22 protein-coding genes are annotated in these 20,342 nt (G+C 72.6%); 10 read left to right on the top strand and 12 right to left on the bottom strand.

All coding sequences use genetic code 11. The annotated features are described in order from the left end of the window. The first annotated feature begins 89 nt into the window (after positions 1-89). Positions 90-461 (top strand): GntR family transcriptional regulator, encoded by a 372-nt coding sequence (locus tag ACZ6EM_RS27030; RefSeq protein ID WP_401052947.1) that lies wholly within the window; start codon positions 90-92, stop codon positions 459-461. Between the two features lie 19 nt (positions 462-480). Here the strand turns inward: ACZ6EM_RS27030 and ACZ6EM_RS27025 are convergent, their stop codons facing one another. The 4 genes from ACZ6EM_RS27025 to ctaC all read right to left on the bottom strand — a co-directional run bounded on the left by ACZ6EM_RS27025 (position 481) and on the right by ctaC (position 4,986). Then, positions 481-1,737 carry a L,D-transpeptidase gene (locus tag ACZ6EM_RS27025; protein ID WP_401056290.1) on the bottom strand — a complete coding sequence of 419 codons (1,257 nt, stop codon included), beginning with the start codon at positions 1,735-1,737 and terminating at the stop codon, positions 481-483. Between the two features lie 206 nt (positions 1,738-1,943). Further along, a complete protein-coding gene (locus ACZ6EM_RS27020) occupies positions 1,944-2,360 on the bottom strand; it encodes a cytochrome c oxidase subunit 4 (RefSeq protein ID WP_359897049.1) in 417 nt (138 codons plus the stop codon). After that, positions 2,360-4,135, bottom strand: a complete 1,776-nt coding sequence (gene ctaD, locus ACZ6EM_RS27015; protein ID WP_380545989.1) for an aa3-type cytochrome oxidase subunit I — start codon at positions 4,133-4,135, stop codon at positions 2,360-2,362. Before ctaD ends, ACZ6EM_RS27020 begins: the two co-directional genes overlap by 1 nt. Further along, positions 4,132-4,986 (bottom strand): aa3-type cytochrome oxidase subunit II, encoded by an 855-nt coding sequence (ctaC, locus tag ACZ6EM_RS27010; RefSeq protein ID WP_380545991.1) that lies wholly within the window; start codon positions 4,984-4,986, stop codon positions 4,132-4,134. The genes ctaD and ctaC overlap by 4 nt, the downstream gene beginning before the upstream one ends. A 369-nt stretch (positions 4,987-5,355) precedes the next feature. On the opposite strand from ctaC, the gene ACZ6EM_RS27005 reads away from it, so the two are divergent. Then, complete coding sequence (locus ACZ6EM_RS27005; protein ID WP_465773424.1) at positions 5,356-6,768, top strand: aminotransferase class V-fold PLP-dependent enzyme; 1,413 nt, start codon at positions 5,356-5,358, stop codon at positions 6,766-6,768. Between the two features lie 10 nt (positions 6,769-6,778). On the opposite strand, the gene ACZ6EM_RS27000 is transcribed toward ACZ6EM_RS27005, so the two are convergent. Beyond that, complete coding sequence (locus tag ACZ6EM_RS27000) at positions 6,779-7,756, bottom strand: carbohydrate kinase family protein (protein WP_380635129.1); 978 nt, start codon at positions 7,754-7,756, stop codon at positions 6,779-6,781. A 273-nt stretch (positions 7,757-8,029) separates the two neighbouring features. Here ACZ6EM_RS27000 and ACZ6EM_RS26995 point away from each other — a divergent pair, with 273 nt between their 5' ends. Beyond that, positions 8,030-8,236, top strand: a complete 207-nt coding sequence (locus ACZ6EM_RS26995; RefSeq protein ID WP_465773423.1) for a hypothetical protein — start codon at positions 8,030-8,032, stop codon at positions 8,234-8,236. A 112-nt stretch (positions 8,237-8,348) separates the two neighbouring features. Continuing rightward, on the top strand, positions 8,349-9,038 hold the full coding sequence (locus ACZ6EM_RS26990) for a hypothetical protein (protein ID WP_452179428.1): 690 nt from the start codon (positions 8,349-8,351) through the stop codon (positions 9,036-9,038). Between the two features lie 90 nt (positions 9,039-9,128). Here the strand turns inward: ACZ6EM_RS26990 and erpA are convergent, their stop codons facing one another. Continuing rightward, the gene (gene erpA, locus ACZ6EM_RS26985; RefSeq protein WP_359897039.1) at positions 9,129-9,482 is read right to left on the bottom strand and encodes an iron-sulfur cluster insertion protein ErpA; all 354 of its coding nucleotides are present in this window, start codon (positions 9,480-9,482) and stop codon (positions 9,129-9,131) included. A gap of 245 nt (positions 9,483-9,727) precedes the next feature. On the opposite strand from erpA, the gene ACZ6EM_RS26980 reads away from it, so the two are divergent. After that, positions 9,728-10,588, top strand: coding sequence for a GNAT family N-acetyltransferase (locus ACZ6EM_RS26980; protein ID WP_380546001.1), 861 nt, complete (start codon positions 9,728-9,730; stop codon positions 10,586-10,588). Between the two features lie 59 nt (positions 10,589-10,647). On the opposite strand, the gene ACZ6EM_RS26975 is transcribed toward ACZ6EM_RS26980, so the two are convergent. From ACZ6EM_RS26975 to ACZ6EM_RS26965, 3 genes are all read right to left on the bottom strand, one after another. Continuing rightward, positions 10,648-12,015: a pyridoxal phosphate-dependent decarboxylase family protein gene (locus tag ACZ6EM_RS26975; RefSeq protein ID WP_401050761.1), complete on the bottom strand. Its 1,368-nt coding sequence runs from the start codon at positions 12,013-12,015 to the stop codon at positions 10,648-10,650. 241 nt (positions 12,016-12,256) lie between these two features. Next, positions 12,257-12,721, bottom strand: coding sequence for an Lrp/AsnC family transcriptional regulator (locus tag ACZ6EM_RS26970; protein ID WP_049651848.1), 465 nt, complete (start codon positions 12,719-12,721; stop codon positions 12,257-12,259). A gap of 136 nt (positions 12,722-12,857) precedes the next feature. Continuing rightward, positions 12,858-13,781 carry an NADP-dependent oxidoreductase gene (locus tag ACZ6EM_RS26965; RefSeq protein WP_465773422.1) on the bottom strand — a complete coding sequence of 308 codons (924 nt, stop codon included), beginning with the start codon at positions 13,779-13,781 and terminating at the stop codon, positions 12,858-12,860. A 219-nt stretch (positions 13,782-14,000) separates the two neighbouring features. Between ACZ6EM_RS26965 and nadA the strand changes: the two genes are divergently transcribed. Further along, entirely contained in the window at positions 14,001-15,185 is a 1,185-nt protein-coding gene (gene nadA / locus ACZ6EM_RS26960; RefSeq protein ID WP_380546007.1) for a quinolinate synthase NadA, read from the top strand. Positions 15,186-15,267: 82 nt separating this feature from the next. Here nadA and pspAA read toward each other — a convergent pair whose 3' ends face one another. Beyond that, positions 15,268-15,561, bottom strand: a complete 294-nt coding sequence (gene pspAA, locus ACZ6EM_RS26955; RefSeq protein ID WP_401056369.1) for a PspA-associated protein PspAA — start codon at positions 15,559-15,561, stop codon at positions 15,268-15,270. A 36-nt stretch (positions 15,562-15,597) separates the two neighbouring features. Next, positions 15,598-16,386: a PspA/IM30 family protein gene (locus ACZ6EM_RS26950; RefSeq protein WP_380546013.1), complete on the bottom strand. Its 789-nt coding sequence runs from the start codon at positions 16,384-16,386 to the stop codon at positions 15,598-15,600. A 316-nt stretch (positions 16,387-16,702) separates the two neighbouring features. On the opposite strand from ACZ6EM_RS26950, the gene ACZ6EM_RS26945 reads away from it, so the two are divergent. Next, positions 16,703-17,302, top strand: coding sequence for a DUF3043 domain-containing protein (locus ACZ6EM_RS26945; protein ID WP_359897026.1), 600 nt, complete (start codon positions 16,703-16,705; stop codon positions 17,300-17,302). 158 nt (positions 17,303-17,460) lie between these two features. Beyond that, positions 17,461-18,201 (top strand): class I SAM-dependent methyltransferase, encoded by a 741-nt coding sequence (locus ACZ6EM_RS26940; protein WP_452180620.1) that lies wholly within the window; start codon positions 17,461-17,463, stop codon positions 18,199-18,201. Between the two features lie 76 nt (positions 18,202-18,277). On the opposite strand, the gene ACZ6EM_RS26935 is transcribed toward ACZ6EM_RS26940, so the two are convergent. Next, complete coding sequence (locus tag ACZ6EM_RS26935) at positions 18,278-18,478, bottom strand: hypothetical protein (protein ID WP_359897024.1); 201 nt, start codon at positions 18,476-18,478, stop codon at positions 18,278-18,280. A 109-nt stretch (positions 18,479-18,587) separates the two neighbouring features. On the opposite strand from ACZ6EM_RS26935, the gene cobU reads away from it, so the two are divergent. Next, complete coding sequence (cobU, locus tag ACZ6EM_RS26930) at positions 18,588-19,175, top strand: bifunctional adenosylcobinamide kinase/adenosylcobinamide-phosphate guanylyltransferase (RefSeq protein ID WP_380353207.1); 588 nt, start codon at positions 18,588-18,590, stop codon at positions 19,173-19,175. A 28-nt stretch (positions 19,176-19,203) separates the two neighbouring features. Continuing rightward, positions 19,204-20,328, top strand: a complete 1,125-nt coding sequence (locus ACZ6EM_RS26925) for a nicotinate-nucleotide--dimethylbenzimidazole phosphoribosyltransferase (RefSeq protein ID WP_380353205.1) — start codon at positions 19,204-19,206, stop codon at positions 20,326-20,328. The last annotated feature ends 14 nt before the right edge of the window (positions 20,329-20,342 follow it).

The following is a 20,342-nucleotide window of genomic DNA, read 5'->3' as shown; positions in this document are numbered from 1 at the left end:
GGCCGCTGACCAGAGTTCTTCTGGTCGGCGGCCCTCGGGCGTGTCCGGCGGCTTTCCCGTACCCGCCCGCCGCGCCACCAGGAGCCCCTGTGCAGCTGTCCGTCGACCCCGCCTCGGCCACTCCCCCGTACGAGCAGATCCGCACCCAGATCGCCGACCGGGCCCGCTCCGGCGAGCTGCCGACCGGGCTGCGGCTGCCCACCGTCCGGGCCCTGGCCGAGGAGCTGGGGCTGGCCGCCGGCACCGTCGCCCGGGCCTACCGCGAGCTGGAGGCGGACGGCGTGGTGGAGACCCACGGCCGGCGCGGCACGCTGATCGCCGCCACCGGGGACGCCGCCCACCGGCTGACCGCCGAGGCCGCCGCCGAGTTCGCCGCCCGGGCGAGCCGCCTGGGCGTCTCCCGCTCGGACGCCCTGGCCGCCGTGGACACCGCTCTGCGGCTGGCCTTCCCGGAGGGCTGACGGGCCCGGGAGGGGCCCGTCAGAGGTCGGGGCGGATCATCCCCGCGGCGGGGGCCTGGGAGGGCGGTGCGGTGGTGCTGACGGGCTGTCCTGAGGCGCTGTGCTTGACCCACTCCTTCCAGTCGACGTTCCAGTCCCCGAAGCCGTTGCCGAAGGACTCCATCGCGCCGCCCCGGCTGTTCACCACCGTCACCAGGTCCCCGACCCGGGTGTGCTGGTAGAACCACTCGGCGTTGCCGGTGCTCATGCCGGTGCAGCCGTGGCTGACGTTCTCGATGCCCTGCGAGCCGACCGACCAGGGCGCCGCGTGGACGTACTCGCCGCTCCAGGTCACCCGGGTGGCCCACTTCACGTCGAGGTCGTACGACTCCGTGCTGCCAGCGGCTATGCCGATGGTCTCGCCGTTCATCCGGACCGACCGCTCCTGGCCGAGCACCACCTTGACGCCGTTGCGGGTGTCGAAGCCGGGCTTGCCGGTGGTGACCGGGATGGTCTTCAGCACCTCGCCGTCGCGCTTCAGGGTGAGCTCGTGGGCGGCCGCGTCGATCACCGACTCCACCCGCTCGCCGATCCGCAGCTTCAGCGAGCTGCGGTCACCGCCGTAGAGGCCGTCCGCGATCCGGGTGCCGGTGCCGTCGAAGGCCAGCGAGACGGCCGTGCCGGCCGGCCAGTAGGCCTCCGGGCGGAAGTGCAGGTTCTTGTCGTCCACCCAGTACCAGGCCCCGGTGACGACGGGCTGGGAGCCGACCGTCAGGGCCCGCTCGACCTCCTGGCGGGCCTGCGGGTCCGTCACCGCCTCGGAGAGTTGCACGGTGAGCGGCTGGCCCACCCCGTAGACGCCGGTGCCGGAGGAGTCCGGGCCGAGCTTGGCGGTCAGCACGCGCTGGGCGGCGACGGTGCTGAAGCTCGCGGTGGTGTCGCCGCGGCCGCCCCTGCCGTCGTCGGCGGAGATCCGCACCGTGTACGCGGTCGAGGCCTTCAGCCGGCCGGTGGTCTGCCAGCTGCGCTGGTCCTCCGCGAGCTTCCCGGCGACCACCCGGCCGTCCGGGCCGACCACGGTGACGTCGGTGAGCGTGCTGCCCTGGACGGCGCTCACGGTGACCGGCTGGGCGGGATCGGCCTTGCCGTCCGCCGAGAGGTGGACCAGCGGGGCCGCGTCGATCCGGTGCGGCCCGGCGGGCTCGTCGCCCCCGGCCGTGCAGGCGGCCAGCGGGGCCAGCACTGCGAGGGCCAGCGAGATGCCGCCTAGAGCTGCGATTCCACGCCTGTCGGCCATGACCGCCTCCGAGGGTTCGCACGATTGATCAGATCGTAGGAACGCCCCCCGGTGAAGCGACATTCGAGGGACTTCCCGTTCACCCACCGGAGTGAGGCCGTCATCCCGGGGACGCAGCAGGACCGGGGAACGCGGCAACGCCGGGGGACGCAGCAGGGCCGGTCCCCCCGTGCGGGAGGACCGGCCCTGGTGCCGGAGGCGGGAACCTACTGGTTCTGGTTCTCGCCCCGGTAGAACTCGAAGACCCATCCGAAGATGCCGATCATGATGATCGGGGCGGCCCAGAACATCAGCCACCAGCCGAAGATCACGCCCAGGAAGGCGAGCGCGCCACCGAGCGCCAGCGAGAGCGGCTGCCAGCTGTGCGGGGCGAAGAAGCCCAGCTCGCCGGAGTCGTCCGCGACCTCGGCCTCGGGGTTGTCACCCGCGCCGCTGTCCACCCGGCGGGCGGTGAAGGCGAGGTAGTACCCGATGAAGGCGCACAGGCCGAAGGCCAGGAACAGCGCGGTGGTACCGGCCGCCTCGATGCCCTTGTCCGAGTGGTTGGTCCACAGGCCGTAGGTCACGGCCATGGCCAGCACGAAGACCGACAGGCCCAGGAAGATCTTTCCCTGTTCCTTCATCAGGCGTCACCCTCCTTGTTGCCCTTGCCCAGCTTCGGGGCGTCGTACTTCGCCGGGGTCACACCGGCGAGGTGCTTGGCCGGCTCGCCGTGGTTCTCCAGGTAGTCCAGCGCGGCGATCTCCGGGTGGTGGAGGTCGAAGGCCGGGGATTCGGAGCGGATCCGCGGGAGGGTGAGGAAGTTGTGCCGCGGCGGCGGGCAGGACGTCGCCCACTCCAGCGAGCGGCCGAAGCCCCACGGGTCGTCCACGGTGACCTTCTCGCCGTACTTGGCGGTCTTCCAGACGTTGTAGAGGAACGGCAGGATCGACAGGCCGAGCACGAAGGAGCCGATGGTCGAGACGGTGTTCAGGGTGGTGAAGCCGTCCGAGCTCAGGTAGTCGGCGTAGCGGCGGGGCATGCCCTCCGCGCCGAGCCAGTGCTGCACCAGGAAGGTGGTGTGGAAGCCGAAGAACAGCGTCCAGAAGGTGATCCTGCCGAGGCGCTCGTCCAGCATCTTGCCGGTCATCTTCGGCCACCAGAAGTGGAAGCCGGCGAACATCGCGAACACGACGGTGCCGAAGACCACGTAGTGGAAGTGGGCGACGACGAAGTACGAGTCCGAGACGTGGAAGTCGATCGGCGGGGAGGCCAGCAGAACACCGGTCAGACCACCGAAGAGGAAGGTGACCAGGAAGCCGACCGTCCAGAGCATCGGGGTCTCGAAGCTCAGCGAGCCCTTCCACATGGTGCCGACCCAGTTGAAGAACTTCACACCGGTCGGGACCGCGATCAGGAAGGTCATGAACGAGAAGAACGGCAGCAACACCTGCCCGGTGACGTACATGTGGTGCGCCCACACCGTCACGGACAGACCGGCGATCGCGATGGTGGCCGCGACCAGACCGGAGTAACCGAACATCGGCTTGCGGCTGAAGACCGGGATGATCTCCGACACGATGCCGAAGAACGGCAGCGCGATGATGTACACCTCGGGGTGGCCGAAGAACCAGAAGAGGTGCTGCCACAGCAGGGCCCCGCCGTTGGCCGGGTCGAAGACGTGGGCACCGAACTTGCGGTCCGCCTCCAGGGCGAACAGCGCGGCGGCCAGCACCGGGAAGGCCAGCAGGACCAGCACCGAGGTCAGCAGGACGTTCCAGACGAAGATCGACATCCGGAACATCGTCATGCCCGGAGCGCGCATGCAGATGATCGTGGTGATGAAGTTGACCGCGCCGAGGATCGTGCCGAAGCCGGAGAAGGCCAGACCCATGATCCACATGTCGCCGCCGATGCCGGGCGAGTGCACCGCGTCGGACAGCGGGGAGTAGGCGAACCAACCGAAGTTGGCGGCGCCGTTCGGGGTCAGGAAGCCCGCCACCGCGATGGTCGAGCCGAAGAGGTACAGCCAGTACGCGAACATGTTCAGACGCGGGAACGCCACGTCCGGGGCGCCGATCTGGAGCGGCATGATCCAGTTCGCGAAGCCGGCGAAGAGCGGCGTCGCGAACATCAGCAGCATGATCGTGCCGTGCATCGTGAACGCCTGGTTGAACTGCTCGTTCGACAGGATCTGGGTCCCGGGACGAGCCAGCTCGGCACGCATGACCAGGGCGAGGATGCCACCGATCAGGAAGAAGGCGAACGACGTGCCCAGGTACAGCGTGCCGATCGTCTTGTGGTCAGTGGTGGTCAACCACTTGATGATGGTCGAACCCGGCTTGCGGGTCCGCTGCGCCCCGACCGTGACGGCCTCGGCGCCCCCGCCGGCCGCGGCGGGCTCGTTGAGGATTGTCACTTCTCTTCACTTCCCATGGTGATCAGGCCGGAGGGCACCGCACCGTTCTGGCCCTTGGCGCGAAGCTCGGCCAGGTGCTTGTCGTAGTCGGCGCGGTCGACGACCTTGACGTTGAACAGCATGCGCGAGTGGTCGACGCCGCAGAGCTCGGCGCACTTGCCCATGTACTCGCCCTTGACGGTCGGCGTGACCTCGAACTTGTTCACCACGCCCGGCACGACGTCCATCTTCATCAAGAAGTTGACGGGCCAGAAGTCGTGGATGACGTCACGCGAGGTGAGGCGGAACTGAACCGACTCGTTGACCGGCAGCCAGAGCGTCGGGGCGTCCTTGGGCGTACCGACCTCGTACGCGGCGTCCCGGTTGGCCGGGTCGGGGGTCTCGGTGTTCTCGTAGTTGAACGCCCAGCTCCACTGGAAACCGACCACGTTGACGTAGTGCTGCGGCTTCTCGGAGGTGGAGGTCAGCTTCGCCTCGTCGCGGGCGACGAAGTAGAAGAGGACCGAGACGATGATGATGGGGACCGCGGTGTAGAGCGCCTCGATGGGCACGTTGTACCGGGTCTGCGGAGGGATCTCCACACCGGTGCGCTTGCGCCGGTGGAAGATCACACTCCAGATGATCAGACCCCACATCAGTACGCCGACCACCAGCGCCGCGATCCAGGAGCCCTGCCACATCTGGAGGACCAAGGGCCCTTCCTGGGTGACGGGACTCGGGAGGCCAAGCCTGGGGAGGTCGTTGGCCGAGCAGCCGGTGGCGGTCGCGATGACGAGGCCCAGTGCCAGCGCCTGAGGCAGCTTCCGCCGCATCGTGCGCCGCGGCGAGCGGTCGGAGCCGTTGGGACTCACGTAGCGCCTTCCCGAAGTCTCGCCCGCCTTCGCGTCGCCCCGGGGAGGAGTGTGAGCCTCCCCGGCGACCCGTCCACGGGCACGGTTTGAATGCTTATGCGGGCCAAACCCTACTCCAGCCTTATGCGCTCCTGACGGGCAGCCCCCGGTAACGCGCCGCCCGCTAGCCCGATCAGGCCCGGCGGGGGCTGCGTCGCAGGTCATCGTAGGCATTCGAGGTCCGTACGCCCGATCGGGGGATGACCTCGGACGACGTCCGTGACGGCCCGTCGGACGCGGACGAAGCGGACATTCGGGATGATCGACTGACGGCGGGTGAGCCGCGCGAGGGGCCCCGGACACCGGCCGGGTGTGTCGTTAAATGTCACCGTGTACTTCGACGCGGCCTCGACGGCCCCTCTGCACCCCGTCGCGCGGCAGGCGCTGACCGCCGCCCTGGAGGAGGGCTGGGCCGATCCGGCCCGGCTCTACCGCTCCGGCCGACAGGCCCGGATGCTGCTGGACGCCGCCCGCGAGACGGTGGCCGCGGTGCTGGGTGCCCGGGCGGACGAGATCGCCTTCACCGCGAGCGGCACCCAGGCCGTCCAACTCGGCCTGCTGGGCGCGCTGACCGGGAACCGGCGGCGCGGCCGCCACTTCACGCACTCCGCGGTGGAGCACTCCAGCGTGCTGCACGTCGCGGAACGCCACCTGGCGGGCGGGGGCGAGGTCTCGGTGGCGCCGGTGGACCGCGGCGGCCGGGCCGACCCGGCGGCCTTCGGCGCGCTGCTGCGCCCGGACACCGCGTTGGCCGCGCTGCAGAGCGCCAACCACGAGGTCGGCACGGTGCAGCCGGTCGGCGAGGTCGCCGAGCTGTGCGCCGCGGCCGGCGTCCCGCTGCTGGTGGACGCGGCGCAGAGCGCCGGGCGGGTGGACGTCCCGGCGGGCTGGTCGCTGCTGACCGCGAGCGCCCACAAGTGGGGCGGCCCGCCCGGGGTCGGGGTGCTGGCCGTGCGCAAGGGCGTCCGGTACGCCTCGCCGCTGCCCGCCGACGAGCGCGAGGGCGGCCGGGTGCCCGGCTACGTCAACGTCCCCGCGATCGTGGCCGCGGCCGCCTCGCTGCGCGCCGTACGCGCCGAGGCCGAGCGGGAGAACGCCCGGCTGCACGCGCTGGTGGAGCGGATCCGCACCCGGGTGCCGCAGCTGGTGCCCGAGGTCGAGGTGGTCGGCGACCCGGTGCGGCGGCTGCCGCACATCGTCACCTTCTCCTGCCTGTACGTGGACGGGGAGGTGCTGCTGACCGAGCTGGACCGGGCGGGCTTCGCGGTCTCCTCCGGCTCCTCCTGCACCTCGTCCACGCTGACGCCCAGCCACGTGCTGGCGGCGATGGGCGTGCTCACCGAGGGGAACGTGCGGGTCTCGCTGCCGTACGGGACGGCCGAGGCCGACGTGGAGCGCTTCCTCGCGGTGCTGCCGGACCTGGTGGCCGGCGTCCGGGCGCCGCTCGGGCTGGACCTGCCGGCGCCCGAGCCGGCGGCCGCACCCGAACCGGCGGCCCGGGAGTCGCTGCTGGTCATCGACGCGCTGGGCAAGCGCTGCCCGCTGCCGGTGATCGAGCTGGCGAAGCGGATCGGCGAGGTGCCGCGGGGCGGCACGGTCGCGGTGCTGGCGGACGACGAGGCGGCCCGGCTGGACATCCCGGCCTGGTGCGGGATGCGCGGGCAGGAGTACGCGGGCGAGGCCCCGGCCGCCGAGTACGGCGGCGACCGGGGCTCGGCCTACCTCGTGCTGCGTCGCTCCTGAGCGGGGCGGACTACTTGACCAGGTGCGCGCTGATCTCGGCGACCGCCTCGGCGCCGTAGGCCTCCTCGAAGCGCTTCAGGAAGGCGGCCGGGCGCAGCTCGTACTCCTGGGTGCCGACGGTCTCGATCACCAGGGTGGCGAGCATGCAGCCGAGCTGGGCGGAGCGCTCCAGGTCGAGGTCCCAGGACAGGCCGGCCAGGAAGCCGGCGCGGAAGGCGTCGCCGACGCCGGTCGGGTCGACCTTGGCCTCCTCCTTGGCGCAGCCGACCAGGATCGGCGCCTCGCCCTTGCGCTCGATCCGGACGCCCTTGCTGCCCAGGGTGGTGATCCGGGTGCCGACGCGGGTGAGCAGCTCCTCGGCGCCCCAGCCGGTCTTGCTCTCGATCAGCGCGGCCTCGTACTCGTTGGTGAAGAGGTACGCGGCGCCGTCCACGATCTCGCGGATGTCGTCGCCCTCCAGGCGGGCCAGCTGCTGGGAGGGGTCGGCGGCGAAGGCGTAGCCGCGGGTGCGGCACTCCTGGGTGTGGCGGACCATGCCCTGCGGGTCGTCGGCGCCGATCAGGACGAGGTCCAGGCCGCCGACGCGGTCGGCGATCGGCTTCAGCTCGATGTTGCGGGCCTCGGCCATGGCACCGGTGTAGAACGAGGCGATCTGGTTGTGGTCCTCGTCCGTGGTGCACATGAAGCGCGCGGTGTGCCGGGTCTCGGAGATGTGGACGGAGTCGCAGTCCACGTTGTTGCGCTCCAGCCAGCTGCGGTACTCGGCGAAGTCCGCACCGGCGGCGCCGACCAGGACCGGGCGCAGGCCGAGCACACCCATGCCGAAGGTGATGTTCGGCGCGACGCCGCCGCGGCGGATGTCCAGGGTGTCGACCAGGAAGGACAGCGACACGGTGTGCAGCTGCTCGGCGACGAGCTGGTCGGCGAACCGGCCGGGGAACGTCATCAGGTGGTCGGTGGCGATCGAGCCGGCAACGGCGATACGCACGGAAGGTCTCCTCAGGATGGCTGCGGGGCCAACGGGCAGGCGGGGATGAACCCACCCACGGTACCCGGCCCCGGGGAGCGCCCAGGCAAGAGTGCCGCAAGTTGCCGCCCGCACGGCCATGGTGGCACCCGTGGTCCTCGAACGTGTACTACCCCCCGGTAGCACTGGTGGGCGGCCGGGCCCCTGCCTAGGGTCGGCCGTGGGGGCCCGGCGCGCGGGCCCCGCCGTCGACCGTGGCAACGTGGCCACGGCCCTGGATCGGAGCGATGCCCGATGACGACCGACCACTGCTCCCTGCCCGTCCTGCGGACCGAGGACGGCGAGACGCTCGACGCCCTGGTGGACTCCTCCCGGCGGCTGCGCCGGTTCTGGCCGCAGCTCGCGGCCGGTCCGCAGCCCGCCACCCCCGCGCCGACCGGCTTCCGGGTCCCGTCCGGGGCGCAGCGGATGGTGGCCGGGATGGCCGAGTACGGCTTCTGAGCCCGCGCCGGAACGGATCCGACCGGTACGGAACCGGATCCGACCGGAGCACGTCACATCCGCGCGGAGCGGCGAGGAAGCGGCACCGCTGAACCCTCGGGAGGATGTGCAGATGGAACCGGAGACGATGCCCCGGCGCGGTCGGCGGGCGGTGGCCCTGGCGGGTCTGGCGCTGGCGGCGGTGATGACGGTGGCCGGCTGCGGCGGGGGCGGCAAGCCCGCCTCGGACGCCGCGGCGAGCGGCTCGCCCACCGCGTCGGCCTCGGGGAGTGCCTCCCCGCAGGCCCCGACGGACTCCGCGAGCCCGTCCTCGGCGGCGCCGACCGGGAGTTCCTCCGGCACCGCGCAGCCGGACCGACCGCCGGGCGGCTTCACGCCCACCCCGGCCTCGCCCGCGCCCGGGCAGCCGGCCCCCGGCACTCCCCCGGGCAACGGGATCGCGGTGGGCGAGCCGAACCCGAACGGTTCGGGCGCGCCCGTCCGTCCGCCGGTCGCCTACCGGGTGGACGGCACCACCAAGCTGACCGTCTACTTCTTCGGCGGGGTCTGCACCACGTACACGCTGAAGGCGGACGAGTCCCAGCCGGGCCGGGTGGACGTGCTGGTCGTGCCGGGCCCGCCCACCGTCCAGCCCGGGCAGGTGTGCAACGCGCTGGCCAAGCGGCAGTCGGTCTCGGCCGACCTGCGCTCGCCGCTGGCCGGGCGGACCGTCGTCGACCGGACCAGCGGCCAGGAGCTGCCGCTGGAGGGCGACCCGCACATGGGGCCGGACCCGGTCGGCCCGGACGTCGCCGGACGGTAGACGCCCCCGCGGGCGCCGGGCGGCCCCGCGCGGGCGGGAAACGAGAAGGCGGCCCCGGGGTGATCCCCGGGGCCGCCTTCCGCAGCGGGCCTAGCTGAACGAGTCGCCGCAGGCGCAGGAGCCGGTGGCGTTCGGGTTGTCGATGGTGAAGCCCTGCTTCTCGATGGTGTCGACGAAGTCGACGGTGGCGCCGCCCAGGTACGGGGCGCTCATCCGGTCGGTGACGACCTTGACACCGTCGAAGTCCTTGATCACGTCGCCGTCGAGCGAGCGCTCGTCGAAGAACAGCTGGTAACGCAGGCCGGAGCAGCCACCGGGCTGGACGGCGACGCGCAGCGCGAGGTCCTCGCGGCCCTCCTGCTCCAGCAGGGCCTTGACCTTGCCCGCGGCGGCATCGGTGAGGAGGATGCCACTCTCGACGGTGGTCTCGTCCTGGACGGTCATCTGCTTTCTCCCGGTCTTGACGACGGTCTGCCGCCAGTGCCAACCAACGGCCGTCCGGTTTCATTTCCCGGACGGCGATTGATTTCTGCGGCCTGTTCGCGACCGAATATCCGTGGGCCGGGTGTGCCACCCGCGTCCCCTACGCTCCCCATGCTCGCACACCCCCGCGGGACGGGTCACCGCGCGAGGTGCGGATCCGGGCGAACCGGCCCCGGGGCGGGCCGCCGGACGCCAGGATGGTTCCCATGATCCTTCGCCCGGTCAGGGACACCGCCGCGGACGCGGAGGCCGTCCAGGAGCTCGCCGACGCCGCGTTCGCCGACGCCTCCCCGGCCGCGGCGGCGCCGGGGCCGACGCCGCTGCGGCTGGCCCGGACCAGACACCTGGCGCGCACCGATCCCGGCGGCTGCTGGCTGGCGGAGAGTGCCGGCGAGCCGGTCGGGGCGGTGCTGTCGATCCGCCGGGAGGGCCTGTGGGCGCCGTCGCTGTACGCCGTCCGGCCGTCCGCGCAGGGCCGGGGCGTCGGGCGGCTGCTGCTGGAACGGGCGGCGGCGCACTCCCGGGGCTGTCTGCGCGGGATGGTCTGCGCGGCGGACTCCCCGGCGGCGGCCCGCCGCTACCGGCTGGCCGGCTTCACCCTGCACCCGGCGATGCGGCTGGCCGGGCGGGTGGACCGGGAGGGGCTGCTCGACCCGGGGGACATCCCGGTGCACCGCGGCAACGCCACTCACCTGCACCTGCTGGACTCGGTGGACCGGCGGCTGCGCGGGTCCGCGCACGGGCCGGACCACGAGCTGATGCTGGGCCACTTCGAGGAGCTGCTGATCGCCGACGCGCTGGCCGGCAGCGGCTACTGCTACCGGGACGGCGGCGTGGTGCGGCTGCTCGCGGCCACCAGCAAGCGGATCGCCGCCCGGCTGCTGCGCGAGGCGCTGTCCCGGGTGCCGGAGGGGACCGAGGCGCGGGTGGAGCACCTGACCGCGGAGCAGGAGTGGGCGCTGGACGTCGGGCTGGAGGTCGGGCTGACGCCGCGGGCCGGAGGCTTCGTCGGGGTCCGCGGGATGCGGCCGCCGACGCCGTACCTGCCGAGCGGGGCGTTCCTGTAGGGCGCGGGCACGCGTACGGCCCCGCCGGGACTGCCGACGGGGCCGTGACGGGAGCGGGCTCAGACCATGGTGTCCAGGATCTCCCGGACCGTCTCCATGGTGGTGCCCGGGTGCAGGAAGGCGAACCGGGCGACCGTCTCGCCGTCCCAGCCGGTGGGGGTGACGAAGCCGATCTGGTCCGCGAGCAGCTGCTGCGACCAGCGGTAGTAGTCGTCGTTGGTCCAGCCCTTGCGCTTGAAGCAGACCGCCGAGAGCTGCGGGTCGAACAGCAGCTCCAGGTGCTCGGTCTCGCGGATCAGCTGCGCGGTCTCGCGGGCCAGGGTGAGGCCGGCCTCGATGGCGTCGGTGTAGGCCTGGACGCCGTGCACGGCCAGCGAGAACCAGAGCGGCAGGCCGCGGGCGCGCCGGGTCAGGTGGTAGGCGTAGTCGGTGGGGTTCCACTCGTCGCCCTCGGTGTGCAGGACGTCCAGGTAGGAGGCGTCCTGGGTGTGCACGGCGCGGGCGAGCTGCGGGTTGCGGTAGATCAGCGCGGCGCAGTCGAACGGGGCGAACAGCCACTTGTGCGGGTCGACCACGAAGGAGTCGGCGTGCTCGATGCCCTCGTAGCGCTCCCGCACCGAGGGGGCGAACAGGCCCGCGCCGCCGTAGGCGCCGTCCACGTGGAACCACAGGTCGCGCTCGCGGGCGACCTCGGCCAGGCCCTTGAGGTCGTCGACGATGCCCTCGTTGGTGGTGCCGGCGGTGCCGACGACGCCGATCACCGTCTCCGGGTTCGGGTCGGCGGCCAGGGCCGCGCGCAGCGCCTCGCCGGTGAACCGGCGGTCGACGGTCGGGACCTTGAAGGCCTCGACGCCGATGATGTTGAAGGTGTTCTTGACCGAGGAGTGCACCTGGTCGGCGACGGCTATCCGCAGCCGCGCCTCCGGTCCGACGCCCAGTCGGCGGCGGGCGGTGTCGCGGGCGACCACCAGGGCGGAGAGGTTGCCCGCCGAGCCGCCGGAGACGAAGGTGCCGCCGGCCGACTGGGGCAGGCCCGCACGGTCGGCGATCAGGCGCAGCACCTGGTTCTCGGCGGCGATCGCGCCGGCCGCCTCCAGCCAGGAGATGCCCTGCAGGGAGGCGCAGGAGACGACCATGTCGAACAGCAGCGCGGCCTTGGTCGGGGCGCACGGGATGAAGGACAGGTAGCGCGGGCTGTCGGCGGAGATGACCGCCCGGGACAGCTCGTGGTCGTACAGCTTGAGCACGTCGACCGGGTTGTTGCCGTCCTGGTTCAGCAGGCCGGACAGCTGGGCGCGCAGGTGCTCGCCGTCCCCGGGGTGGTCGAGCGGGACGGGGTCGTACTGCAGCCGCTCCCGCATGTAGTCGAAAACCAGGTCGACCAGTTCGTTGTCGGGCCGGTGCATGCGGTCGGGTGCTGCGGACACGGCTGTCCCTCTCGGCGTGGGGTGTCGGGGGGCGTCCGACCGGCGGGACGCCTCACCGCGTCGACCGGACGTGATCAGCGTAGGCAGCACGAGCACCTCACCGCGCGTCGGAACGCGGCTGGTCAGGCAGGTTTCGGGCGTCTTCGGGCCGGTCCGCGCAGGATTCCTGCGTGCGGGCCGGGGAGGTCGTGTCCGGTGGGTCCCGGCGGGCCCGGCGAGGACCCGCAGGACACCGCCCGGGTCACCCGATGAGCTGGGAGAGGACCACCGAGGAGCGGCTGCGCTGGACGCCGGGCTCGCGCCGGATGCGCTCGATGACGGCCTCCAGGTGGCGCATGTCGGCGGCCCGCAGGTGCACCAGGGCGTCCGGGTCGCCGGTGACCGTCCAGGCGGCGACCACCTCGGGGAACTGCCGCAGGCTGGCGAGGATCTCCTCGGGGGCGGTGCGCTCGCGGCAGTAGACCTCGACGAAGGCCTCGGTCTGCCAGCCCAGCACGGACGGGTCGAGCACCACGGTGAAGCCCCGCACCACGCCGCGCGCCCGCAGCCGGTCGATCCGCCGGCGCACGGCGGTGGCGGAGAGGTTCACCTGTAGGCCGATCTCGGCGTACGAGGCGCGGCCGTCGCTGCCGAGCCGGGCGAGCAGGAGCCGGTCGGTCTCGTCCAGGTCGGCCCCGACCACCTCGTGCGCTCGGCTGCTGGTCATGGGTGCGGGGCTCCACGGTCGTACGGGGGTCGGTGGGGCGCTCCGGCGGCGGGCTGCCACTGCCGAAACGGTTCGTCACCATTCTGGCGGATGACCTGGACGAGTTCACCGCCGAAGGATGACGAGCCGGAGGCCGTCACGGAACGAGCAGCACGATCTTCCCCCGGGTGCGGCCCTCGGCGCTGAGCGCCTGGGCGGAGGCGGCCTGGGCCAGCGGGAAGGTCGAGGCGACGGTGACCGTCAGCCGGCCGTCGTCGGCGAGCGCGGCCAGCTCGGCGAGGTCGCCGGCGTCCGGGCGGACCCAGACGTACCGGCCGCCGAGCGCCTTGACCCCGAAGTCGGTGGTCGAGGCGATCCGGCCCGGGTCGGCCACCAGGCCGGCCGAGACCTGGACGGCACCGTGGCCGACCAGGTCGAGGGCCGCGTCCACCCCGTCGGGGACGAGCGCGCGGACCCGGTCGGCCAGGCCCTCGCCGTACACCACCGGCTCGGCGCCGAGGCCCCGCAGGAAGTCGTGGTTGCGCTCGGCCGCGGTGCCGATCACCCGGGCGCCGAAGGCCCGGGCCAGCTGCACCGCCAGGTGGCCGACCCCGCCCGCGGCGGCGTGCACCAGGACGGTCTCCCCCTCGGCGAGGCGCAGCGTCCGCAGGCCCTGCAGGGCGGTGAGCCCGGCCAGCGGCAGGCCGCCGGACTGCGCCCAGTCCAGCGCGGCCGGCTTGCGGGCCAGGGTGCGGACCGGGGCGGAGACCAGCTCGGCGTAGGTGCCGTGCTCGACGGCGTCCTTGCGGACGTAGCCGTACACCTCGTCGCCCGGGGCGAACTCCGTGATCCCGCCGCCGACGGCGCGCACCACGCCGGCCAGGTCCCAGCCCATGACCAGCGGGAAGTGCGCGTCGAGGATGCCGTCCAGGGCGCCGTCCCGGACCTTCCAGTCCACCGGGTTCACCCCGGCCGCCCGGACCTCGACCAGGACGGAGTCGGGTCCGACCTTGGGGTCGGGCAGGTCGGTGTACTCGACCACCTCGGGGCCGCCGTAGCGGTTGATCGCGATTGCTTTCATGGCTCAGCCATACCCGCGGGCTTCGAAGTATCGATTCGGCCACGCCGGACTGCCCCGAATCGGCTATCGGGCTCCGCCGGGGGTCCGTTTCGGCGAGCGGTTCTCGTCACATCGACAGGATGGCCATCGTCACTCTGACGCTAAGCGGTTAGAATAGATAGCGTCAGTTAGACGAAAAGGCCCCACCGCTAGCTCGGCCGCACAGAAGGGCACCCGCCCGTGACCACCACCATCACCGAGACCCACGGCGTCGACCCCACTCCGACGCCGCTCGCTCTGCTGCTGCTCGGCCGCGAGGCCGATCCGAACAGCGAGCGCGGCGTCGAATGCCCCGGTGACCTCCCCCCGGCCTCCGACCCGAACCTGGTCGAGCGCGCCCGCGCGGCCAAGGCCGCGCTCGGCGACCGCGTCTTCATCCTCGGCCACCACTACCAGCGCGACGAGGTGATCGAGTTCGCCGACGTCACCGGCGACTCCTTCAAGCTCGCCCGCGACGCGGCGGCCCGCCCCGAGGCCGAGTACATCGTCTTCTGCGGCGTGCACTTCATGGCCGAGTCCGCGGACATCCTCACCAGTGAGCGGCAGCAGGTCGTCCTGCCGGACCTCGCGGCCGGCTGCTCGATGGCCGACATGGCCACCGCCGAGCAGGTCGCCGAGTGCTGGGACGTGCTGACCGACGCCGGCATAGCCGACGTCACCGTCCCGGTCTCGTACATGAACTCCTCCGCCGACATCAAGGCCTTCACCGGCCGGCACGGCGGCCTCATCTGCACCTCCTCCAACGCCAAGCGCGCCCTGGAGTGGGCCTTCGAGCAGGGCCAGAAGGTCCTGTTCCTGCCCGACCAGCACCTCGGCCGCAACACCGCGGTGCGGGACATGGGCTTCTCGCTGGACGACTGCGTCGTCTACAACCCGCACCGGCCGAACGGCGGCCTGACCGCCGAGCAGCTGCGGGACGCCAAGATGATCCTCTGGCGCGGCCACTGCTCGGTGCACGGCCGGTTCAGCCTGGACTCGGTGAACGACGTCCGCGAGCGGATCCCCGGCGTGACCGTCCTGGTGCACCCCGAGTGCAAGCACGAGGTCGTCGCGGCCGCCGACATGGTGGGCTCGACCGAGTACATCATCAAGGCGCTGGACGCCGCCGAGCCCGGCTCCAAGTGGGCCATCGGCACCGAGCTGAACCTCGTCCGCCGCCTGGCCAAGGCGCACCCGGACAAGGAGATCGTCTTCCTGGACCGCGCGGTCTGCTTCTGCTCGACCATGAACCGGATCGACCTGCCGCACCTGGTGTGGGCGCTGGAGTCGCTGGTCGAGGGCCGGGTGCCGAACGTGATCACCGTCGACCCGGAGACCGAGAAGCACGCCAAGGCGGCCCTGGACCGGATGCTGGCCCTGCCGTAGCCCGTCCCGCGGACAACGGCGAAGGGCGGGCCCCCTCCCACCGGAGGGGGCCCGCCCTTTCGTCTGGCAGCAGCCGCGGGCGCTACTCGGGGAAGCCCGGGATCACGCCCTCGCCGTCGGCCATCAGCAGCTCGCGGACCTCGTCGATCGTCGCGTCGGCGCTCGGCAGGATCAGCTCGGACGGCTCCAGCGAATCCAGCGGCACCGGGGTGCCGTACTGCTTCACCGCGTCGATGAGCTTGCCGTAGGCCTGGCGGAAGAGCGTCTCGTCCCCCGAATCCACCGCAGTGACGAGCTCGGCGTCGAGCTCGTTGAGCAGGTTCAGGTGGTCGTCGCCCACCTCGTACTGCCCCTCACCCATGACCCTCATGATCATGCCGTGCGTCTCCCTGGTTCGTGGGTCGAGCTCAGATCACTTGTTGTAATTGATGCGCGGGGTGTCCTGCTGCGGCTGCGGCTGGACGTCCTGCTTGCCCTGCTCGATCGCGGCGGGGCCGGTCGAGGAGGGGCCGGACAGCTCGGCCTTCATCCGGGCCAGCTCCAGCTCGACGTCGGAACCGCCGGCCACCCGCTCCAGCTCGGCCTCGATGTCGTCCTTGCGGCCGAGACCGCTCGCGTCGTCGAGCGCGCCCGAGGCGAGCAGCTCGTCGATCGCACCGGCCCGGGCCTGCATCTGGGCCGTCTTGTCCTCGGCACGCTGGATCGCCAGGCCGACGTCGCCCATCTCCTCCGAGATCCCGGAGAAGGACTCGGCGATGCGGGTCTGCGCCTGGGCGGCCGTGTACGTCGCCTTGATGGTCTCCTTCTTGGTGCGGAAGGCGTCCACCTTGGCCTGAAGTCGCTGGGAGGCGAGCGTGAGCTTCTCCTCCTCGGCCTGGAGCTGCTGGTACTGCGTCTCCAGGTCGGTGATCTGCGACTGCATGTTGGCCTTGCGGGTCAGCGCCTCGCGGGCGAGGTCCTCGCGGCCGAGCGACAGCGCCTTGCGGCCCTGGTCCTCGTACTTGGCGGACTGCTGCTGCAGCTGCGTCAGCTGGAGTTCGAGCCGCTTGCGCGAGGTCGCGACGTCCGCGACACCACGCCGTACCTTCTGCAGCAGTTCGAGCTGCTTCTGGTAGGAGTAGTCGAGCGTCTCACGGGGATCCTCCGCCCGATCCAAGGCCTTGTTCGCCTTGGAGCGGAAGATCAACCCCATACGCTTCATGATTCCGTCGCTCATGGGCCTCGGGTGCCCCCTTCTCCGGCCTGCGGTCTTTATCTCGTTACCAGACACGACGAGTGTATGTGCAGCGAGCCCGTCGCCGCAGTGCACCTGCCTGCAACAAGACTGCTACAGCGACCAGTGGCGTTTCCTCCTCCCCCGGGTGGATCCGCCCCTCATACCCCCCATCGTCCATCCGACTGATCCCCTACGGGAAGGCCCCGGGAAACCCGCTTCGGACGGCGACCTGGCGGTATCGATATGCGTTTGGGTCCGAGGGCACCCGTGGAAGCCGCGTCGCACCCCGTACGCTGGTGGTGTGTTCCGACGCCGTTCAGATGATGCCGCCGCCTCCGCCACCGTGCTGGAGAAGCAGGACGAGACGACCCAGGCCCGCGATCCGCAGGCCAAGAAGGGCCGCCCCACCCCCAAGCGCAGTGAGGCCGAGGCCAACCGGCGTACCCGGGTGACCGTGCCCAAGGACCGCAAGGAGGCCGCCCGCCAAGGGCGCGAGCGGATGCGCACCGAGCGCGAGAAGCAGCGCCAGGCCCTGATGAACGGCGACGAGCGCCACCTGCCGGCCCGCGACAAGGGCCCGGTGCGCAAGTTCGCCCGCGACTACGTGGACTCCCGCTGGTCGCTCGCCGAGTTCTTCCTGCCGGCCGCCGTGGTCATCCTGGTGCTCAGCATCGTCAAGGTGCCGACGCTCCAGCTGCTCTCCACCCTGCTGTTCCTGCTGTTCTTCGTGCTCGTGATCCTGGACTTCGTCCGCCTCGGCTTCGGCCTTCGCAAGCAGCTGGCCGAGCGCTTCGCCGGGCAGAACACCCGCGGCGCCGTCGCGTACGGCATCATGCGCACCCTCCAGATGCGCCGGCTGCGCCTGCCCAAGCCGCAGGTGCGGCGCGGGGAGAAGCCCTGACCGCCGAACCGGTCGACTCCGGCTGGGCCCCCCCGTCCTGGGAGGGGCCCGGCCTCTACGCGCTTCCGGGGCAGGGGGACGGCGGCCACGACCGTCTCGCCCAGGAGCGCAGGCTGCCCTCGCGCAGCGGGTCCTTCGCGGGCGGCACCGGCGCCTGGCTGGACCGGCTCGGCGGGCTGCGCAACTTCGTCCGCCAGGAGCTCGTCGCCCGCCAGCTCGCCGAACAGCTCGCCGGGCGCAGCGCGCAGCGGGTGCTCGACATCGGCTGCGGCCAGGGCACCCAGGCCCTGCGGCTGGCCCGGGCCGGCCACTACGTCACCGGGATCGACTCGGACCCGGTCGCGCTCGGCGTCGCCCAGGGGGCGCTCGCCGAGGAGCCGCCGGAGGTCCGCGGCCGGATGCAGCTGCTCAGCGGCGACGGCCACCAGTGCGGGCGCTGGTTCGGCCCGCGCAGCTTCGACGTGGTGCTCTGCCACGGCGTGCTGATGTACCTGCCCGACCCCGATCCCATGATCGCCTCGCTGGCCCGGCTGCTGGCCCCCGGCGGGTTGCTCTCGCTGCTGGTCCGCAACCGCGACGCGCTCGCCCTGCGGCCGGCCGCCGCCGGGGACTGGCGGGCCACCCTGCACGCCTTCGAGAGCGACCGGTACTACAACCGGCTCGGGCTGGCCGCGCGGGCCGACCGGCTCGGCGACCTCACCGTCACCCTCTCCGAGGTGTCGGTGCCGCTGCGGCACTGGTACGGCGTGCGGGTCTTCACCGACAACGCCCCGGACGACGCGGCCCCGCCGGTGGACGGGCGGCAGCTGGCCCAGCTCCTGGAGGCCGAGTACCGGGCCGGCCGCACCGACCCGTACCGGCAGGTCGCCGCGCTCCTGCACGTGATCGGGGCGAAGTAGCCCCGGGCGGAGCCGATCCGGCCGGAGCCGGTCGGGGGCGGAGCAGCCGCCGGGCGACCGCCCCACCCCGTCGGGCCTACTCCTCGCGCAGGCTCATCGCATAGACGACGCGGTCGTCGTCCAGCAGCACCGCGGTGTCCACACCGTCCTCCGCGAGCTGCTTCCAGGTCTCCCCGATCCAGGTCTCGGCGTCTCCCTGGCCCGCGAACTCCTCCTGGCCGCCGCCGGGCGTCACCGCGCTGCCGTCCGCCTTCTCGTACCGCCACGTCCAGACCATGCCGGCTCCTCCCACTGACCACGCTGCCTGTGTTGCTGCGCACCATAGCCTGCCCGGCCCGATCTTCCGTATGCCTGGTCCGGCGGCCCGGTCCGGCAGGATGGGCGGCATGGCGACCCCCTCCGAGCCCACCCGTCCCCCGCTGCCCCGCACCCTGCTGCTCGGCGGCGCCCGCTCCGGCAAGTCCACCCGCGCCGAACAGCTGCTCGCCGACCACCCGGACGTCCTGTACGTGGCCACCGGCGGCACCCGGGACGGCGACGCCGAGTGGGCCCAGCGGGTCGCGCTGCACCGGGAGCGCCGCCCGTCGAGCTGGCGCACCGCCGAGACCTGCGACCTGGAGACCGTGCTGGCCGACCCCACCGACCCGGCCCCGGTGCTGGTCGACTGCCTGGCGCTGTGGCTGACCTCCGTCATGGACGAGTGCGACGCCTGGGACGACGAGGTCTGGGCGGACCGGGGCGAAAGCGCGGTCCAGCGCCGCTGCGAGGCGCTGGCACGCGCCTGGGCGGCCACCGGGCGCACGGTCGTCGCGGTGAGCAACGAGGTCGGCATGGGCGTCGTCCCCGCCACCGCCGCGGGCCGCCGCTTCCGCGACACCCTGGGCCGGCTCAACATGGCCGTGGCGGACGCCTCGGAGCGGGTCCTGCTGGTCGTGGCCGGGCAGGTGCTGACCGTCAAGCCAGCCGCAGGCTGAACACCTTCGGCGTGTAGCCTTCCGGACGATGGACACGACCGTGGATCTCGATACGTTCTCCTCGCTCGTCGAGCGCCCCGACGAGAGCGCCCGGCGGGCCGCCGACGAGCGCTGGCAGGCGGCCGACCGCCCGCGCGGCGGGCTCGGCAAGCTGGAGGAGCTGGGCAGCTGGCTGGCCTCCGTGCAGGGGCGTTCCCCGGTGCGGCCGATCTCCGCTCCCAAGGTGCTGCTGTTCGCCGCCGACCACGGCGTCGCGGCGCTCGGGGTGTCCCGGATGCCCGCCGAGGGCGGCACCGCGGCCCGGGTGCGGGCCGTGCTCGACGGCAGCGCGCCGGTGTCCCGGCTGGCCGCGCGCTACGGCGCCCGGGTGCGGGTCGTCGACGTCGCGGTGGACGCCGACCCGGCCGACTTCCCGGACGAGGTGGTCACCCACCGGATCCGGCGCGGCTCCGGGCGGATCGACGTCGAGGACGCGCTCACCGCGCAGGAGACCGTCCGGGCGTTCCGGGCCGGCATGGCCGTCGCCGACGAGGAGGCCGACGCCGGCACCGACCTGGTGCTGCTCGGCGACCTCGGGGTCGGCGCCACCACGGTGGCCGGCGTGCTGGTCGGCGCGCTCTGCGGGACGGACGCGGCGGCGGTGACCGGGCGCGGCTCCGGGATCGACGACCGGGTGTGGATGGTCAAGTGCGCCACGATCCGGGACTCGCTGCGGCGGGCCCGGCCGGTGCTCGGCGACCAGCTCGCGCTGCTCGGCGCCACCGGCGGGGCCGACTTCGCGGCGATCACCGGCTTCCTGCTCCAGGCGGCCGTGCGGCGGCTGCCGGTGGTGCTGGACGGTGTGGTCTCGGCGGCCTGCGCGCTGGTCGCGCAGCGGATCGCCTTCCGGGCGCCCGAGTGGTGGCGGGCCGGGCAGTCCAGCGGCGAGCCGGCCCAGGCGAAGGCGTACGACCGGCTGACCCTGACGCCGTTGCAGGACCAGGGCATCACCATGGGCGAGGGCTTCGGCGCGCTGCTGGCGCTGCCCCTGCTCCAGGCCGCGGGGGACGTGCTCGCGGACGAGGCGCCGAAGCCGTTCGTGCCGATGGCGCCGAGCGCGCCGAAGGAGCAGCCGAGGCTGCCCTCGGCGGCGGACCTGCTGCGGAAGCTGTAGCGAACCGGCCCGCG

It is taken from the genome of Kitasatospora sp. NPDC041917, from assembly GCF_055589745.1.
This window is presented reverse-complemented; position numbering and strand designations above follow the sequence as displayed.

Excerpts from the sequence above, each read along its gene's own strand:
- cobU (WP_380353207.1), top strand. The coding sequence starts at position 18,588 with ATGGCGACCCCCTCCGAGCCCACCCGTCCCCCGCTGCCCCGCACCCTG.
- ACZ6EM_RS27025 (WP_401056290.1), bottom strand. The coding sequence starts at position 1,737 with ATGGCCGACAGGCGTGGAATCGCAGCTCTAGGCGGCATCTCGCTGGCC.
- ACZ6EM_RS26970 (WP_049651848.1), bottom strand. The coding sequence starts at position 12,721 with ATGACCAGCAGCCGAGCGCACGAGGTGGTCGGGGCCGACCTGGACGAG.
- ACZ6EM_RS26935 (WP_359897024.1), bottom strand. The coding sequence starts at position 18,478 with ATGGTCTGGACGTGGCGGTACGAGAAGGCGGACGGCAGCGCGGTGACG.
- erpA (WP_359897039.1), bottom strand. The coding sequence starts at position 9,482 with ATGACCGTCCAGGACGAGACCACCGTCGAGAGTGGCATCCTCCTCACC.
- ACZ6EM_RS26995 (WP_465773423.1), top strand. The coding sequence starts at position 8,030 with ATGACGACCGACCACTGCTCCCTGCCCGTCCTGCGGACCGAGGACGGC.
- ACZ6EM_RS26990 (WP_452179428.1), top strand. The coding sequence starts at position 8,349 with ATGGAACCGGAGACGATGCCCCGGCGCGGTCGGCGGGCGGTGGCCCTG.
- ACZ6EM_RS26925 (WP_380353205.1), top strand. The coding sequence starts at position 19,204 with ATGGACACGACCGTGGATCTCGATACGTTCTCCTCGCTCGTCGAGCGC.
- ACZ6EM_RS27020 (WP_359897049.1), bottom strand. The coding sequence starts at position 2,360 with ATGAAGGAACAGGGAAAGATCTTCCTGGGCCTGTCGGTCTTCGTGCTG.
- pspAA (WP_401056369.1), bottom strand. The coding sequence starts at position 15,561 with ATGATCATGAGGGTCATGGGTGAGGGGCAGTACGAGGTGGGCGACGAC.
- ACZ6EM_RS26965 (WP_465773422.1), bottom strand. The coding sequence starts at position 13,781 with ATGAAAGCAATCGCGATCAACCGCTACGGCGGCCCCGAGGTGGTCGAG.
- ACZ6EM_RS26950 (WP_380546013.1), bottom strand. The coding sequence starts at position 16,386 with ATGAAGCGTATGGGGTTGATCTTCCGCTCCAAGGCGAACAAGGCCTTG.
- ACZ6EM_RS26980 (WP_380546001.1), top strand. The coding sequence starts at position 9,728 with ATGATCCTTCGCCCGGTCAGGGACACCGCCGCGGACGCGGAGGCCGTC.